Here is a 14,119-nt window from a genome sequence, read left to right as displayed (position 1 = left end):
GGCGCCGCGCGACCCCGGTGAGCCGGAGCGGTAGGGTCTGCGTAATTTATGATCGACCTTTTCGAGGAGTCAACATGCCCCGTGGCGCGCTCTCCGCAGCCGCCCTCGCCGCGGCGCTGTCCATTGTCCTCACCGCCTGTTCGTCCTCCTCAGGACCCGCCTCCGGCACCGGCGCGGCCGCCGCCAAGGGGCTCGTGGTCGGCGTCACCTCCGATCCGGACACGCTCTTCCCGTGGAAGGCCACCCAGTTCCAGGCCGTCAACGTGCTGCAGAACCTGTACGGGACGCTCACGGAGTTCGACAAGGACCTCAACGTGGTCCCCGGGCTGGCCGAGTCGTGGGAAACGGCCAAGGACGGCAAGACGCTGACGCTCAAGCTCCGTCAGGGGGTCACGTTCGCCGACGGGAGCGCGTTCGACTCCAAGGACGTCAAGCACTCCCTCGACAAGATCATGGACGAGGCGACCGCGGCCGTGGCACGGGCGTCGCTGTCATCGGTGAAGTCGGTGGAGACGCCCGACGCGAGCACGGTGGTGCTGAACCTGACCGGCCCCGACGCCGCGCTGCCCGCCAACCTGGCCACGGTCAACATGGCGATGCTCTCCTCCGACGACAACGAGGAGAAGCTCAACACCACACCCAACGGCACGGGCCCGTTCACGCTGGGCAAACGCGTGGCCGCCCAGTCGATCACGCTCACCAGGAACGACAAGTACTGGGGAAGCGAGAAGCCGAAGGTGGCCACAGTGGAGTTCCGGGTGATCCCGGACGAGTCGTCGATCGTCGCGGCCATGCAGTCGGGCAACGTGCAGATCGCGGTCTTCAACGACCCGCTCGTGGCGCGGACCGCCGAGGGCGGCGGCACGATCACGGTCGCCGAGACGCCGCAGCTGAGCTACCACGTGCTGCAGCTCAACGCGCGCCGCGGCGACCTCCAGGACGTCAACGTGCGCCTGGCCGTGCAGTGCGCGATCGATCGCAAGCAGGTGCTCGACACCGCCGCGCTCGGCGAGGGCGAGGTCACCGGGCCGATCACCGCCACCGCGTTCAGGTCGGACCCGGACAAGCGCCCCTGCCCCACCCGCGACCTCGCCAAGGCCGCCGAGTACCTCGGCAAGGCGGGCAAGTCCGGCGGGGTGACGATCAAGACCATCGTCTCCCAGGGCGAGTACGCGACCTCGGTCAACGAGGCCCAGAACCTCAAGGCGCAGCTCGCCGAAGCCAAGATCAATCTGGAGCTGGAGGTGCTGGAGTCGGGCGCGTTCGTGGACCGCTGGGTGGCCGCCGACTTCGACGCGGCCGTCGCGCTCAACGGCGGCCGCCCCGACCCCGACGGCTCCTACGGCCGCTACTTCACCAGCGACGGCAACCTCAACAAGGTCGCCGGCTACAGTTCCCCCGAGCTGGACCGGCTGTTCGCCGAGGGCAAGGCCACCACCGACCAGGCCGCCCGCAAGGCGATCTACGACAAGGTCGCCGCCCAGTTGGAGGACAACGCGGCCTGGATCTGGCTGTTCTCCGGCTACACCTACACCGCCACCACGGCCGGGGTCTCCGGGTTCGTGCCGATGGCCAACGGCTCGCTGCAGTACCTCCGCACCACGTCCGCCGGCTGATGCTGCGCAACCCCTTGCTGCGGCGTGTGGCGGGCACGGCGGGCACCCTGTTCGGGGTGGCCGTGTTCGTGTTCGTCATGCTCCGGGCGATCCCGGGCGACCAGATCACGGCGGGGCTCGGCACCGAGGCCGCGGCGCTCACCCCTGCCCAGCGGGCGGCGCTGGAGCGCTACTACGGCCTCGACCAGCCGCTGGTCACGCAGTTCTTCTCGTGGCTGGGCAACATGGCCACGGGCAATCTCGGCCACTCGGCGCGCAACCAGCAGAGCGTGCTCGACCTGACGTCGCGGTCGCTGCCGGTGACCTTCGAGCTGGCGGTGTTCTCGATCGTGCTGGCGCTGCTGATCGGCGTGCCGCTCGGCATGCTGGCGGCCTCGCGGACGAACTCCGTCAGGGACGCCGCCGGCCAGGTCGTGAGCCTGGCGGGCCTGTCGATCCCGGCGTTCCTGCTGGCCACGACGCTGCTGTCGGTCTTCGCGGCGTCGTTCGGGTTCAACCCGAACGGGCAGGGCTTCGCGACGCTGCTGGAGGACCCCCTGCTCAACCTGCGGCAGATGGTCCTGCCCGCGCTCGTGCTGGGCTTCGGCATCGCGGCGCCGATCCTGCGCACCACCCGGGCGGCGGTGCTTGAGGTGCGTTCGCACGACTTCGTCCGCACGGCCCGCGCCAAGGGCGTGCCGGAGCGGCGGCTGCAGGTCAGGCACGTCCTGGGCAACGCGCTGGTGCCGATCGTGACGATGACCGGCCTGCAGTTCGGTTACCTGCTGGGCGGGGCGGTCGTGGTCGAGCAGATCTTCTCCGTGCCGGGCATCGGCAGGCAGGTGCTGCTGGGCATCCAGCAGAAGGAGTACGCGGTGGTGCAGAGCACGGTGATGGTGATCGCGCTGACGTTCGTGCTGGTCAACCTGCTGACCGACGTGCTCTACCGGGTGATCGACCCGCGGGTGAGGGCGTCGTGAGCAGGAGTCCTTCCCTGCCGGCGGGCCCCGTGGTGGGCCCAGTGGTGGGCATGGCCGTCCTCGTGCTGCCGGCCGTCGCGGCGGTGCTGTCGTACCTGGGGCTGCTGCCGTACGATCCGATCGCGCAGAACCCGCCGGAGCGCTTCCTCGCGCCGTCGGGCGCGCACCTGTTCGGCACCGACCAGTTCGGCAGGGACGTGTTCTCGCGGGTGGCGGCCGGGGTGGGCAACTCGGCGCTCATCGCGGTCGTCGCCGTGGCGTTCGCGACCTTCGCCGGCACGCTGGGCGGGCTCGTGTCCGGCTTCTACCGGGGCGTGGCCGACGGCGCGATCGGGGCGGTGACGAACGTGCTGTTCGCCTTCCCGCCGCTGCTGCTGGCGTTGTCGCTGGCGGCGGTGCTGGACCGCAACTGGTTCACGATCGCCGTGGCGATCGCCATCGTGTACGTCCCGATCTTCATCCGCGTCACCCGCGGCCCCGTGCTGTCCCTCAGGGAGATCGAGTACGTGAAGGCGGCGGTCGCGACCGGTCAGAGCCGCTGGCAGATCATGCTCAGGCACGTGCTGCCGAACATCACCTCCATCATCGTCATCCAAGTGGCGCTGTCGCTGTCCTGGGCGGTGCTGACGGAGGCGTCGCTGAGCTTCCTGGGCCTGGGCACGCCGCCGCCCGCACCCTCGCTCGGTTCGATGATCTTCGAGGCGCGCAGCCTGGTGTTCGTGGCCCCATGGACGCTGATCGCGCCGGGTGTGGTCGTGATTCTGCTGGTGGCAGGGCTTAACCTGCTGGGCGACGGCCTGCGTGACACTCTCGACCCGCGAAACCGAGGAAGGTGACGATGCGAGTTCTCGGCATGATCTCCGGCACCTCCCACGACGGGATCGACGTGGCCGCCGTCGATTTCCTCCTCGTGGATGGAGCACTGGAAGGGCGGGTGGGGTACACGGCGAGCACGCCGTACCCCGATGAGCTGCGGGCCAGGCTCATCGCGGCGCTGCCGCCGGCGCGGACGACGCTGGCGGAGGTCTGCGTGCTGGACACGCTCATCGGGCAGAGCTTCGCGGCGGCCGCGGCCTCGGCGATCACGCTGGGCGGGCCGGTCGATCTGATCGTGTCGCACGGGCAGACGGTGTTCCACTGGGTGGAGGGCTCGCACGCCCGCGGCACGCTGCAGATCGGGCAGCCGGCGTGGATCGCCGAGCGGACCGGCGTTCCGGTGCTGTCGGACGTGCGCGTGCGGGACATCACGGCGGGCGGGCACGGGGCGCCGCTGGTGTCGGTGCTGGACGGGCTGCTGCTGGGCGGGCTGCTGCTGAACGGACGCGCGGGTGGGGCCGGGGCGCTCAACCTGGGCGGCATCGCGAACATGACCGTGGTGCGCGGGGACGAGTTGTTCGCCTACGACATCGGGCCGGCGAACGCGCTGATCGACGCCGTGGTGACGAGCCGGGGGCTGAACGGGCGGGGGTTCGACGCGGACGGCGCGATCGCGGCGTCGGGACGCGTTCACGAGCGGCTGCTGGAGGTGCTGCTCGACGATCCGTACTACCGGCTGCCCGCTCCGAAGAGCACGGGGAAGGAGCTGTTCCACCTGGGGTACGTGGAGACGGCCCTCGCCCAGGCGGGATCCCGGGTCGGCGACGCGGACCTGGTGGCGACGCTGACGGAGCTCACCGTGCGCACGGTCGCCGGCGACGTGCGGGCCGCGGGGGTGGAGACGCTGGTCGTCTCCGGTGGCGGCTGCCGCAATCCGGTCATCATGCGCGGGCTGCGGGCGGCGCTGCCCGGGGTGGAGGTGGCGGTGTCCGACGACTACGGCGCGCCCGCCGACGACAAGGAGGCGATCGCCTTCGCCCTGATCGGCTGGCTGACCGCGCACGGCCTGCCGGGCACTGTGCCCGGCGGGACGGGTGCGAGCGCCCCGCGCGTCCTCGGCACGCTGACGCCGGGCGCCGGCCCGCTCGTCCTGCCCGCCCCGCTCGCCGAGCCGCCGCGCTCGCTGGTGCTGACCCGATGAGGCCTCGCGTGGACAACGTCACGGAAGCGCCCGCAGGCCTGATCATGGCGGCGCGTACGCCCTCGTTCGAGCTGACCGAGTGCACCGGGCACCGGACCGTGCGCTGGGAGGACGGCGAACGCGTGGGCGAGGCGCCCATGACCCTGGACACCTACCACGACCTCGCCTCGGTCACGAAGGTCGTCGCCACCACGACGGCGCTCATCCGCCTGGTGTCGGACCGGCTCGTGGACCTGGACGCGCCGCTGAGCGCGTACCTGCCGCGGTCCTACGAGGCGATCACCGTACGGGATCTGCTGCTGCACCGGGGCGGGCTGTGGGAGTGGTGGCCGCTCTACATCCAGCCGCGCATGCCGCCGCCGCGTTACCGTCCCGGCCGCGCGCGGCGCTACTCCGACCTCGGCTTCATCCTGCTCGGCCAGATCGTCGAGGCCGCGACCGGGCTGCGGCTGGACCGGGCGATGGCCGAGCTGGTCACCCGGCCGCTCGGGCTCACGCAGACCACGTACGCCCGCCCCACCGGCGCCGAGGTCGCCATGAGCGCCCTGGACGACCGGATCGAGATGGCCATGCTCGACACCGGCCGGCCGTACCCGGTGCCGTACCGCAGCACGGACTTCGCCGGCTGGCGGCGCGGGCCGGTGCTCGGGCAGGTGGCCGACGGCAACGCCCACCACGCCTTCGGCGGGGTCGCCGGGCACGCTGGGCTGTTCTCGACGGTGCCGGACCTGCTCAAATACTGCCTCGCCCTGTCCCGGTACGAGGAGCACGACCGGCTGTGGCGGCCCGAGGCCGCCCGCGAGTTCTTCGCCCCGGGGCCGGACCCCGAGCAGGCGCTCGGCTTTCGCCGCTACGCCCTCGACCTGGCGGGCGAGACGGTCACCGTGCTCGGCCACCCGGGCCACGTGGGCTGCGCGATCGGCTTCGTGCCCGGCCGCGACGTGGCCCTGGTCCTGGCGAGCAACCGCCTCCTCGTCGAGGGCGCCCCGACGCCGGCCGACGACCTGTGGCACGACCTGCTGCAGGTCACCACGCGACGATCGAGGACCACATGACCCCGCTCCTGGAGATCCGTGACCTGTCGGTCGCTTTCCGCACCCGCGGTCAGGACGTCACCGTCGTCAGGAACGTCTCCATGGAGATCATGCCGGGACAGACCGTCGCGGTCGTCGGCGAGTCGGGGTCCGGCAAGACCACCACGGCCGCCGCCGTCAACCGGCTGCTGCCCGGCAACGGCCGCATCACCTCGGGCCGGGTCGTGTTCGAAGGACGCGACCTGGCCGCGGCGAGCGAGCGGGAGATGACCGGGATCCGCGGCGCCGGCATCGGCCTGGTCCCGCAGGACCCGATGTCGAACCTCAACCCGCTCATGCGCATCGGCGACCAGATCGCCGAGGCCCTCGAGGTGCACGGCGTGGCCACGGGCAAGGCGGCCCGTCAGCAGGTGCTGGAACTGCTGGACATGGTGGGCATCCCCGACCCGGCACGGCGGATCGGGCAGTACCCGCACGAGTTCTCCGGCGGCATGCGGCAGCGCGCGCTGATCGCCATGGGGCTGGCCTGCCGGCCACGGCTGCTGATCGCCGACGAGCCGACCTCGGCGCTGGACGTGACCGTGCAGCGTCGCATCCTCGACCGGCTCGCGCGGCTCACCGCGGAGATGGGCACGGCCGTGTTCCTCATCACGCACGACCTGGCGTTGGCGGCGGAGCGGGCCGACGTGGTGGCGGTGATGTACCAGGGCGAGATCGTCGAGACCGGGCCGGCGGCGGAGATCCTGGCCGAGCCCGGCCACGAGTACACCCGGCGGCTGCTGCGGGCCGTGCCGAGCCTGTCGTCGGTGCGGGTGCCCGAGCCGGCGGGGACGCCTGAGACCTCACCCGGGGACCTGGTGGTGGTGGCGGGCCTGCGCAAGGTGTTCCCGATCAGGGGCACCGGCGAGGAGCTGATCGCGGTGGACGAGGTGTCGTTCGGCATCCCGCGGGGTCGTACGGTGTCGATCGTGGGCGAGTCCGGCTCCGGCAAGTCCACGACCGCCGATCTCCTGCTCGGCCTGGAGGAGGCCACCTCCGGCAGCATCCGCTTCGACGGCACGGACCTGGCCGGGCTCGGGCGGCGGGAGCTGTTCGCGTTCCGCAGGCGTGTGCAGCCGGTGTTCCAGAACCCTTACGCCTCGCTCGACCCGCGTTACCCGGTCGAGAAGTCGATCATCGAGCCGCTGCGCGTGCACCGCGTCGGCACGGCCGCCGAGCGCCGTAAGGCCGCCGCCGAGTTGCTGGAGAAGGTGGCGCTGCCGGCGGCGCTGGGCGAGCGGCTGCCGCACGAGCTGTCCGGCGGCCAGCGCCAGCGGGTGGCCATCGCCCGGGCCCTGGCGCTCTCGCCCGAGCTGGTCGTGCTCGACGAAGCCGTCTCCGCGCTCGACGTGATCGTCCAGGCGCAGATCCTGGAGCTGCTCGCCGAGCTGCAGCGGGAGCTGGGGCTGAGCTACTTGTTCATCAGCCACGACCTGGCCGTCGTACGGATGATCTCCCACTCCGTGCACGTGATGCGCGACGGGCGGATCGTGGAGAGCGGCACGACCGACGAGATCTTCGACCGTCCGGCCGACGACTACACCCGCGAGCTGCTGGCAGCGATCCCCGCGAGCCGCGGGTTCCGGTAGGGTCCGCCCTACCCCCGATACGGCCGTGAGCAGGATCGATCGGCGCGCGGCTGATCCGTAGCGTTTCCGCTATGAGAACCCTCCAGCATCGCCTCGTCACCGACACCCGTTACATCCTGCTCGGCCTGCCGATGGCCATCATGTCGTTCTCCATCGTCGTCGCCGGGGTCTCCGCCGGCCTGGGCGCCGCCGTCGCGTTCATCGGGCTGCCCGTGCTCGCCGCGACCGCCGTCCTGGCCAGGAACCTCGCCGACGTCGAACGCGTCGCGCTCCCCGGCGTGCTGGGCCACCCCGTCGCCCGCCCCCGCTACGCGCCCGCCCCGCCAGGCGCCGGCTGGTTCCGCCGGCTGATGAACCCGGTGGTCAACGGCCAGGCCTGGCTGGACCTGCTGCACGCGATCGTCGCGTTCCCGTTCGCGCTGGCCGCCTTCGTCCTGACCACCGTGTGGTGGGCCGGCGCCGTCGCCGGCCTCACCTTCCCCCTGTACGGCTGGATCATCGCCCGCATCCCCGGCGTCGAGATGGGGTTCCCCGAGTGGCTCGGCCTCCCGGACGGCGATCTGCTGTACACGGTCGTCACCACCGGGGCCGGCCTGGCGTTCGCGCTGACGCTGGTGCCGGTCGTCCGTCTGGCGGCCCTGCTGAAGGCCGGCGTGGCCCAGGCCATGCTCACCCGGGCCGTCCAGCCCGAGCCCGCGCCCGCGACGTCCATCTACGCCGGAAGCGCCTGGCCGGCCGCCAGGTAGCCCCGCGATCAGCGCACGGCGTAGGCGCGGATCACCTCCTGCTTCAGCGTGTTGCCGCCGGCGTCGGACGCCTCGAGCCGGAGCGAGACGAACCCGGACCGCACCCGGTCGAGCGTCGCCTCGTAGGTCCGCCCGCCTCTGTCACGCAGGCGGGCGGACCTCCAGGTGGCGCCGTCGTCGTACGACACCTCCAGCGAGACGCTCTTGACCGCGCGCTGCTCGGCGCCCTCCTGGTGGAAGAGCCTCAGGCCGAGGGTGCGTGACGCGGCCTGGTTGCGCAGGTCCACCGGCGCGTCGAACGCGGCCAGCAGCAGCGGGATCACCGTGGTCCCCGCGGCGCGTTCCGAGGCGAACGTCCAGACGGCCCTGGTCCGGGTGGACATCTTCGCCCACTCGGCCTCGTTGGCGACGTCGTACTCGATCCGGTACGCCGACCGCTCAGCCGGGAGCGTCCCCGTCCCCGACGGCAGATAGTTCGTCTGCCACAGCAGCGTGTCGCCCCGATAGAGCCGGAAGCCTGTCTTCAGCCCGCGCTCGTACGAGGTGGTGTAGGCCTCGCCGTAGTTGCCGCCCGCGTCCACGAAGCCCTGCATCGAGATCCGCAGCCGGTCGCCCTCCCTGCGCAGCGGGTTACGCGGATTGGCGCCGGGCAGCAGCGGCTGCTCGAACATCGTGCGGCGGACCCGCTCCCCCGCCTCGTACGGGCGGAACTCGGGCGACGACAGCGCGACGCGCGGCGTGTCCGGGTGCGGCCACATGTTGTTGTAGGGCCGCTCGGGGCTGATCGCCGACGTGCTCCACCGCAGCTCGGGATCGGGGGTGACGTAGTCCACGCGGGTGCGCGGCACCCCGGCCATGGGAAGGTTCGTGGAGATGGACACGGTGTCCCACGGCTCGAAGACGAACCGGGCCTCGTTCACGGTCACGTCGTCGGCGAGCTGGCTGTGGTAGCCGGTCTCGATCCTGGCCAGCGACCGGGAGCGGACCACGTACGTGAGCTCGTCGCGGACGCGGCTCTTCTCGCGCAGATACAGGTCGTACACGTACGGGCTGGCGGCCACGCCCCTGGCCATCACCGGCACCGCCCAGCGGCGCAGCCGCTCGACCAGCTTCATCCCCTCCTCGTGGGTGAGCCGCACGGTCGGGACGGCGAGTTTGACCCCGTTTCCGCCGGTGGTGACGTCCGCGCCGGGCCGGTCGCTGTAGACGGCCACCATGACGGCCCCGGCGGCCGCGGCCGCGTTGGACTGGGCGGAGACCGGCACACCCTCGGTGCGGCGGATGACGGCCAGCTTGCCGCGCAGGTTGCGGGCCTTGATCTCCTCGGTGCCGCCCCGTCCGGCGTCCGCGGCCATGAGCAGCCGGGCGCCGTCCAGGCGCGGGTACTCGGTGGAGAAGTCGCTGACCTGGACGGGGTCGACGTACTGGGGGTCCAAGGTGAGGCCGGGGGCCGTGAGCCTGATCTCGGGGGCCTTCAGCCGCCAGCGGGTGGAGACGGCGAAGGTTCCCTTGGTGACCTCCCTGGTCGGCTGGACGAACAGCCGCTCCTCGATCTGCCCGCCCGGTGAGATCGTGGTGCCGCCGCGCAGCGCGGTGCCCTGCCGGCCGCTGCGGTACCACATGAGCGCGGCCGCGGCGCCGGTGTTCCGCTTGGTCTCGTGGTCGGGGGTCTCGATCTTCACCTCGACGGCCTTGCGGGCGTCCAGCACGACCTCGGTGTTCTCGGTGATCGTCATTTCCGGGTCGCCGAGGAGGCTCTCGTTGAGCGGCTTGCCGGAGGCGGTGCTGTCCTGGGTGGCGGGCATGGTGAACACATGGCCGAGCACGGAGTAGGTACCGGGCTTGACGAGCAGGCAGGTGCCGGTGCCGTACTTCTGCTCGGTGCACGGCTGGGACGGGTCGCCGGGGAGCACGCGGCCGACGAGGGTGCCCTCGTCGAGGTTGAGCACGGTGAAGCCGCCGCGGGCGGTGCGCCCGTCCCTGGCGATACCGCGCACCCGCAGCTCGACGCGCTTCTCCTCCACCGTGCCGGTCAGCAGCGTACGCACGGGCGCGCCGCCCGCGACGGCGGCCGTGAGCTCCCGCCGCAACCGGCCCGGCGTGGCGGCCTCGATCGTGACCGTGGCCTCGGCCGTCCCCGACGCGGGCACGGTGAGCTTCGCGGGCTCGACGGCGAACCCGTCGCCGGCCGTCAGATCCAGCTCGGCGGGCGTCTGGCCGAGGTTGCGGTACGTCACGGTGGCGCTCTTCCGCTGGCCCGGCTCGATCCGGCCGAAGTGGGCCGAGCCGGGCGAGGCCGTGACGGAGCCCTTGAGCGCGGCGGCCACGTCGACGCGGCCCGAGCCCTGCGCGTCCACCGGAATGCCGCCGCCCGGCTTGGCGGTGGCCATGAGCAGGGACTTCAGCTCGGCTCCCGAGAGGCCGGGGCGGGCCTGGCGCAGCAGCGCGGCCGCGCCGGCCACGTGCGGGGTGGCCATCGAGGTGCCGGACATGGCGACGTGGCCGCCGCCGGACTTCGCGGCGGTGATGCCGACACCGGGCGCCGTGACGTCGGGCTTGACGCTCTCGTCGGCGACGATCGGGCCGCGGCTGGAGAAGTCCGCCAGCCGGTCCTCCCGGTCGACGGCGCCGACGGTCAGCGCCTCGGGGGCGTCACCCGGGGTGCCCACGCATCGGTCGCAGCCGTCGTTGCCGGCGGCTACCACGAACAGGGTGCCGTACTGCTTGGTCAGCCGCGAGACCGCGTCGGTGAGCGGGCCGCCGGGCACGGAGTCGCCGAGGCTCATGTTGACGACGTCGGCGTGCTTCTCGCCGGCCGCCCATTCCATGGCGTCGATGATCCAGGACGCCTGGCCGTAGCCGTCGGCGCCCAGGACGCGGCCGTCGAGCAGCTTCGCGCCCGGCGCGACGCCCTTGGCGCCGGCCACGGTGCTCGCGACGTGGGTGCCGTGCCCATGGGGGTCGCCGGCCACGGCACCGGTCACGAAGTCGCGCCGGTCGGCGACCCGGCCGGCGAGGTCGGGGTGGGTGGCGTCCACGCCGGTGTCGAGCACGGCCACGGTGGTGCCCGTGCCGTCGTGTCCGGCGGCCCACGCCTCGGGGGCGCCGATCCGCGGCACGCTGTGCTCCAGCACCGGCTTCACCTTGCGGTCCAGCCAGATCTTCGACACGCCGGCCAGCGCGGTGCGGGCCCGCGGGGTGGCCAGCTTCGCCAGTTCCGCCCCGAGCTCGGCGGCGTCGGCCGCGGACACCGTCGCGCCCGCGCCGCCGATGCTCTCCAGCGTGCGGAGCTGCTTCACGGCCGGGACGGCGGCCTTGGCGGCGTTGCCCGCGTAGGTGAGGATCAGCGGGACGGCGGCGCCGTATCCCTGCTCGGCCAGGGCCGTCACGTTGAACAGCGCGGTGTCGAGCCGCTGGGGCACCAGCGCGGCGACGTCGTCGGGGATGACGGTCACCTCGCCGCCGGCCTCCAGCACCTGGAACGTCGGCACGGAGCCGTCGGCCCGCGGCGCGGGCGTGACCGTCACGGCGCTGTGCTCGCCGTCCACGGCCCGCACCCGCACCTGGTCACCGGTGATGAGCGTGATCTCGTCGCTCGCCGCGGCGCTGGTGAACGTCACGGGCGCCGCGGCCGACGCGTGCGCGCCGGGAACGGAGAGCAGTGAGGCGGCCATGGCCAGGGCCACCGCCGCCCGCCCCAACCCACGCGGCATGGACGACCTCCAGAGAATCGGTAAGCATGAATACCGAATTCCTAGTCATCCGGATCTGGGGTTGTCTATGAAGTTGGGCGGCTAGATCACGACTTGTCGTGAACCCGCCAGTCTCACAAGCACATAGGCGGCGTGGTGAGCGTGCGCGGGTGCGGCCCGCCCCGCACGGGGTTGCCTGGGCCCGTTCACTCGCCGAGCAGGGTAGTCCCCAGCCGGGGTGCGTACGTGGCGTGGAAGACCAGTGAGGCCGCGCCGATCGCGGCGGCGTCGGCCGCGATCGGCGAGGTCTCCACCCGCACCACGTGCAGCCGCCGGGCCAGCGCCCGGCTCGACACGGCCCGCGCGACCACCTCCCGGTAGATCTCCCCCACCTCCCTGAGCGCGGGCCCGCCGAGCACCAGCAGGTCGATGTCCAGCATGTTCACCACGCTCACGGCGGCATCGGCGAGCCGCCCCGCCACCCGGTCGATCACCTCGCGCGCCGCGGGCTCGCCCCGGGCGGCCGCCGCGCACGCGGCGGCATGCGGGATCCCCAGCACCGCCTCGATGGCGCTCGGGCAGCAGACCGCCTCCACGCATCCCCGGTTGCCGCAGTAGCATTCGGGACCGTCCGGCTCGACCGTGATGTGGCCGAACTCGGCCGCGTTCATCGACCGCCCCCGGTACACCTGGTTGTCGAGGAAGATCCCGCCGCCGATCCCGGTCCCCAGGTACAGGTAGGCGAAGCTGGGCGTGGTCCGCGCGATCCCGGCCCACCGCTCGCCGATCGCGGCGGCGGTCGCGTCGTTGTCCACGGTCACCGGGAACCGCGTGTGCTCCCGCAGCACCTGCTTGATCGGCACCTGGTCCCACGCCGGCAGCCGCGGCGGCGACACCATGACGCCCTCCCCGTCCAGCGGCCCGGGACAGGCCAGCCCCACCCCCAGCACCTTGCCGTCCGGCACCCCCGCCTCGCGCAGGATCCGCCGCGCCGCCCTGGCCATCTGCCGGATCACCGCCTCCGGCCGGAGTCCCGCCCGCACGGCCAGGTGCGACCGCGCGACCGGCCGCCCCGCCAGGTCGGCCAGTACGCAGGAGATCTCCTTCGGGTCGAAGTGCACGCCGACCGCGTACCCGGCGCCGGGGTCCAAGCGGAGGATCGTCCTCGGCTTGCCCCCGCCGGACGGCACGGACCCGTCCTCGACGACCAGCCCCTCCTCCAGCAACCTGCGCACGATCACGGACACGGTCTGCGCGGTGAGCCTCGTGCGATCGGCGATCTGCACCCGGCTGATGCCGTCCGAGGCCTGGATGGCCTCCAGGACCACGGCCCGGTTATAGCTGCCGATCTTGGGCAGGTTCGCGCCCAGCTGCATGTCAACATGTCAACACAAAGTATTGACTAAGTAAATCAAAAAGATTTACGTTCCAGTCAACCCAAGGAAACAAGGGGAGGCCGTGATGAAACGGACGCTGGCCGGTTCCCTCCTGCTGCTGACAGCCGTCGCCGGCTGCGGCGCCGGCCCCGCGCAGGACGCCGCCGGCAGCAAGGAACTCGAGGTCCTCTACAAGGTCGAGCCGACGTGGCCGCATCTGGAGAAGATGCTCACCGGCGCGAAGAAGCAGTACGAAGCCGCCCATCCGGGCGTCAAGGTCAAGCTCACCGCCGTCCAGGGCAACAACGAGGCGTACTACACGAAGCTGGCGCTGCTCAACCGCTCCCCCGACTCGGCGCCCGATCTCTACTACCACGACACCTTCCAGGTCAACGCCGACGTCGCGGCGGGCAAGCTGGCCCCGCTCGACGGCTACCTCGCCAAGTGGCCCGATTGGAACACGCAGTTCCCCGACTCGGTCAAGGAGGCCGCCAAGGGCGGGGACGGCAAGATCTACGGCGTGCCGATCAGCACGGACACGCGCGGCCTCTGGTACCAGAAGGACGTCTTCGCCAAAGCCGGATTACCGGTCCCGTGGGAGCCCAAGACCTGGAACGACGTGCTGACGGCGGCCCGGACGATCAAGCAGAAGGTCCCGGGCGTGATCCCGTTCAGCATGTACTCCACGAAGATCCACGGCGAGGCGTCGACCATGCAGGGCTTCGAGATGCTCCTGTACGGCACCCCCGGCGGCACCCTCTACGACGAGACGCAGAAGAAGTGGGTGGCCGGCGGCAAGAACTTCACCGACGCCCTGACCTTCATCAACACCATCTACCGCGAGGAACTCGGCCCCAGGCAGGCCGACGCCCACAACGCCAAGCTCTACGACAAGATCGCCTTCGAGTGGTTCCCCCAAGCCAAGATCGGCATCTCCCTCGACGGCGCCTGGGCTTCCTCCCCGTGGAAGCCGACCGGCACGAAGCCGTGGCCCGAGTGGACGGAGAAGATCGGCTGGACCCGCATGCCCACGTAGAACGGCGAGCCGCCG

10 protein-coding genes are annotated in these 14,119 nt (G+C 71.8%); 8 read left to right on the top strand and 2 right to left on the bottom strand.

Going from position 1 to position 14,119, the window contains the following annotated elements:
• The first annotated feature begins 74 nt into the window (after positions 1-74).
• The 7 genes from ACIBX3_RS32600 to ACIBX3_RS32570 all read left to right on the top strand — a co-directional run bounded on the left by ACIBX3_RS32600 (position 75) and on the right by ACIBX3_RS32570 (position 8,000).
• Positions 75-1,616 carry an ABC transporter substrate-binding protein gene (locus ACIBX3_RS32600; protein WP_397123683.1) on the top strand — a complete coding sequence of 514 codons (1,542 nt, stop codon included), beginning with the start codon at positions 75-77 and terminating at the stop codon, positions 1,614-1,616.
• On the top strand, positions 1,616-2,575 hold the full coding sequence (locus ACIBX3_RS32595; protein WP_397123681.1) for an ABC transporter permease: 960 nt from the start codon (positions 1,616-1,618) through the stop codon (positions 2,573-2,575). The genes ACIBX3_RS32600 and ACIBX3_RS32595 overlap by 1 nt, the downstream gene beginning before the upstream one ends.
• The gene (locus tag ACIBX3_RS32590; protein WP_397123679.1) at positions 2,572-3,411 is read left to right on the top strand and encodes an ABC transporter permease; all 840 of its coding nucleotides are present in this window, start codon (positions 2,572-2,574) and stop codon (positions 3,409-3,411) included. Before ACIBX3_RS32595 ends, ACIBX3_RS32590 begins: the two co-directional genes overlap by 4 nt.
• A gap of 2 nt (positions 3,412-3,413) precedes the next feature.
• Positions 3,414-4,592, top strand: coding sequence for an anhydro-N-acetylmuramic acid kinase (locus tag ACIBX3_RS32585; protein ID WP_397123677.1), 1,179 nt, complete (start codon positions 3,414-3,416; stop codon positions 4,590-4,592).
• Between the two features lie 8 nt (positions 4,593-4,600).
• A complete protein-coding gene (locus tag ACIBX3_RS32580) occupies positions 4,601-5,647 on the top strand; it encodes a serine hydrolase domain-containing protein (RefSeq protein WP_397123675.1) in 1,047 nt (348 codons plus the stop codon).
• Positions 5,644-7,254, top strand: coding sequence for an ABC transporter ATP-binding protein (locus tag ACIBX3_RS32575; RefSeq protein WP_397123673.1), 1,611 nt, complete (start codon positions 5,644-5,646; stop codon positions 7,252-7,254). The genes ACIBX3_RS32580 and ACIBX3_RS32575 overlap by 4 nt, the downstream gene beginning before the upstream one ends.
• Positions 7,255-7,325: 71 nt before the next feature.
• Entirely contained in the window at positions 7,326-8,000 is a 675-nt protein-coding gene (locus ACIBX3_RS32570; protein WP_397123671.1) for a sensor domain-containing protein, read from the top strand.
• Positions 8,001-8,008: 8 nt separating this feature from the next.
• Here the strand turns inward: ACIBX3_RS32570 and ACIBX3_RS32565 are convergent, their stop codons facing one another.
• Entirely contained in the window at positions 8,009-11,713 is a 3,705-nt protein-coding gene (locus ACIBX3_RS32565; protein WP_397123669.1) for a S8 family peptidase, read from the bottom strand.
• Positions 11,714-11,898: 185 nt separating this feature from the next.
• Positions 11,899-13,068, bottom strand: a complete 1,170-nt coding sequence (locus ACIBX3_RS32560) for an ROK family transcriptional regulator (RefSeq protein WP_397123667.1) — start codon at positions 13,066-13,068, stop codon at positions 11,899-11,901.
• An 85-nt stretch (positions 13,069-13,153) separates the two neighbouring features.
• Here ACIBX3_RS32560 and ACIBX3_RS32555 point away from each other — a divergent pair, with 85 nt between their 5' ends.
• Positions 13,154-14,104, top strand: a complete 951-nt coding sequence (locus ACIBX3_RS32555) for an extracellular solute-binding protein (protein ID WP_397123665.1) — start codon at positions 13,154-13,156, stop codon at positions 14,102-14,104.
• Positions 14,105-14,119 lie beyond the last annotated feature (15 nt).

The organism is Nonomuraea sp. NPDC049480, assembly GCF_044465905.1.
In the GTDB taxonomy this organism is placed as follows: Bacteria; Actinomycetota; Actinomycetes; order Streptosporangiales; family Streptosporangiaceae; genus Nonomuraea.
The sequence above is the reverse complement of the archived record's forward strand: the minus strand, read 5'-3'. Positions and strand labels throughout refer to the sequence as shown.